Consider the following 3280-nt stretch of genomic DNA (forward strand, 5'->3'; position numbering starts at 1 on the left):
GAGTGGGTAAAGACATAGTCCACCGTCGCATGCTTTCTGCCCCAGCCATTGCCACGAAGAGCACAGCACTCTCGATGTTGCCCCAAAAGCTGCGGACGGGGAAGTTGTGAAATCAAAGCCTCATGCCAAAGTCTCATGAGAGTCTCCTTTCAGTAAAGTCGAATGTTGCAAGTAGGTATTTGGATAGCGATCAAGCAACACTCGAGTCTTAGCAATCAAGTCTTCCTTGGAAACCTGACCAAAACGGTAGCGATCCAGCAAGAGCATATAGTCCTTGCGCTCAGCATCTGTCGCTTTCTTTTTGAAATAGCCCCATATATGCTGGAAGGCATTGCAAACTTGACCCCTATGTTCTGGGATTTGACAGGCACGGTCAATCAGTTCTTGAACATGACTCAGCTCCACCACTTCATTCTTGAGATATTGGCGAATCTCATTGTAAATATTGCTGGAATGGCTCAAAACGAGGTATTTATTTCTAGCCCAGAGTTGCTGACAATGGGATTTTTGGTTAGTTTCCATCTTTCTCCTTACTTTCTATCAGTTTCCAGGAAATATGGAAACAAAATTGTATCTAAAACTCTTTCAAAAATGTATTATCTTTTCTATTTTATCATATTTCAAGAAAAACCACTCGACCTGACTAGAGCGAGTGGGCTATAAACTATTCTTAACTTTATTAAGGTAGTAGAACTTCTTTCATACCATCCTTATCATCACTCTTTATAAATACAATATTACGTTTTCCTGTTAACTCTATCAATTTTTCTTTACCAAGGATGATTGCGAGATTCTTAATAATTGAACGTTTAGCTGGTTCATTAACATAAGTGAAAACAAATCGATAAGGATACTCACCTTTCTTTGATAATTCAAAACATTTTTGAAAAATCTCTTTATCTAAAGGATCTACTGAATGACCAAATATGATTATATTTTTAGACGAAGAATAAGGCATACATAACTCATCTTCTGTGAATTCTAAAGTTGGGTCGAAAAAAGTTTCATAATAATTTCCAGTTTCCTTAACAACTCGTTGATAATATTTCTGATAAGGAATCAAATCACTGTTAACGTCATTTTCTTTATCCTCAATTCCAAAAACCATGGCATTAAACTTTCTATCTAAATCAATTCGCCCATGTATGAAATGAGTTCTTTCTTCAACAGTTCCAAATAGATAAGCTGACGTGTTGGTATAATTAAAATTTAAAACATAGGTATGTGATAAATTAGGTACCGAATCCAAGGCTGTTGGCTTGGGGTTAATCCCTTGAACTTCAAAATCTAAATAATCTAAATATGACAGATAGATTTCTAGCAGTTCTGTTAATAAATTTAACTGTTCGATAAAGATATAGTTTAGTTTGTTCAATACAAAATCTCTATCTAACAACTTCCACTCATACTCTTGATAAAATGGGGCAAATATGTTTGCAATAAAGTATTTTGCACTGAAATTAGTTTCTTTTTTCAATATATCGTTACTTTTCCTAACTGGATGTATAGCTGATAAATCATAAAGCAATTGCATATTCTCTTTAAAATACATTATCGCATCTGCAAGTTGAGAAATCATGATTTCAAGATTAAACCAATTATCCCCAAGAGTACCTTTATTCTCATTAATAAATTTTAAATACAAATTATCTTTGTATTTCTCAGTCCTTATATTTTTAACTTTTAGAAACTCTAACAATTCTTCATCTGGATTAGAAAATAATTGTTTTTCAAACTCAATAAAATCGGTATATTTTGTTTTTCGCCCCATTGCAATATCAAAGCCATTGCCCAGAATTAGAATAGTATCTGCCATGATTTTTTCTCCTCTACCTAAAATTTATTATTTTTTCAATAATTGCATTAATTTTCTCTGTTTCTTCATCAATCATTTTTATAAAATCATCAAAACTCATTTCTACATAACTCTCAACAACTGCTCTGAAATAATATTTGTATCCTAAAAAATTTTTACTAGAAATTCCTGTGAGAGAATAGTGAAAAATGTTGTTTCTAAATTGAGTATTCTCCAAAAATAATTTTTCCTTACATTCAATAATTTCTTCTATATTTTTCTCTAAACAAGGATTTAAAAGTTTTGAAAATTTCTTATAAAATTTTTTTATAGTATTGACACTAACTAAATAAGTTTGTAACTTTAAACGATATAATAAACCACCTGTTTTCATAAATATTTCAGGAACCAAAATATTTATGAAATTATTTTGACATAAAACATTAAATAACTGCAATTGAACTTCCAGAGACACTTCCCCCAGTAAGATATTACGCCTTTTTGTATCCATCAAAAATTTATCCATATGACTTAACTTATAACTAGTGACATTAATTTTCAAAGTTGGATCAATTGAGAATTTTTCTTCAAATTCTATCGTAATAGAATTAATAAATGTTGTTAAAGTTCTAGAATATTCAATAAGAAACTCCCTATTATTTAACATCCAATTATTTAGAGTATCAAAATTATTCTGGACAAATATTTCTTCTAGATAAATACTTAACTGGCTGGTGTTTCCATAGGGAATATCGTCAATCGTAAATACTCCTAAATCTTTTTGACCAACAATACTAATGACAAATTTCTGGAAAAAATTATAATCGGTTTCTAATATTTTTTTTCGTTTTTCTGCACTATTATTTAGCATTTTAAAAGCTCTTAGAACTCTTTTATCTGAATATAATTTAAAACTAATTCGAACTTTTTTTAATAATGTGACAAAATCAATACCTTTAATATCTGGTAAATTTACTATTTCTTTATGTTTCTCAAATTTTTCCACCCAAGCTAAACAGATGGATGATAAAATAGGGAGAAATGGTATAGATATTTCAAATCTATCAAAATCATCATTAGAATTGTTTAGCTGATATAACATTTGTTTTAACTCCATAGTTTCCTGCAATAAAATCAAAAAGGATAATTCATCTAATTTTTTATCATTATTCAAATCCGCACCCCTATCTAATGTTTTTAATTAGCCAAACAAAATTATTATATCATTTAAATTATACCACGAATCCACCCAAAAACGCCTTTAGATAATAATATATCTAAAGACGTTTATCTTTATCCTGCTACTCGTTCTGCTTCTTCTACTTTCACTTTCTTATCCTTCTTAGTCGAACCAGTCAATCGGCGTTTGCTATCTCGGATTGTGTTTAGATCCTTGAGAAGTTTGGTCAGGTGCTCTTTTTCTGGATAAGCTTCTGCGCTGGCTGCGGTATAGCGCATAAAGAGGTCGTAGATGCTGGTTAGTTC

General features: G+C 31.0%; 4 protein-coding genes and 1 pseudogene. All 5 read right to left on the minus strand.

What is annotated here, in order from left to right; translation table 11 throughout:
• On the minus strand, positions 1–137 hold a 137-nt coding region (locus GMD1S_RS12010; protein WP_008282507.1), incomplete at its 3' end, for a pyrimidine dimer DNA glycosylase/endonuclease V.
• Positions 121–522: a YbgA family protein gene (locus GMD1S_RS10010; RefSeq protein WP_000449691.1), complete on the minus strand. Its 402-nt coding sequence runs from the start codon at positions 520–522 to the stop codon at positions 121–123. The genes GMD1S_RS12010 and GMD1S_RS10010, both read right to left, overlap by 17 nt.
• Before the next feature lie 157 nt (positions 523–679).
• On the minus strand, positions 680–1816 hold the full coding sequence (locus GMD1S_RS10015; RefSeq protein WP_000785729.1) for an AbiH family protein: 1137 nt from the start codon (positions 1814–1816) through the stop codon (positions 680–682).
• 13 nt (positions 1817–1829) lie between these two features.
• A complete protein-coding gene (locus GMD1S_RS10020; RefSeq protein ID WP_001058094.1) occupies positions 1830–2969 on the minus strand; it encodes a hypothetical protein in 1140 nt (379 codons plus the stop codon).
• Positions 2970–3088: 119 nt separating this feature from the next.
• A pseudogene (locus GMD1S_RS10025) lies at positions 3089–3280 on the minus strand (hypothetical protein); the annotation flags it as partial.

The sequence above is a fragment of the Streptococcus sp. GMD1S genome, assembly GCF_000296875.1.
Classification (GTDB): Bacteria; Bacillota; Bacilli; order Lactobacillales; family Streptococcaceae; genus Streptococcus.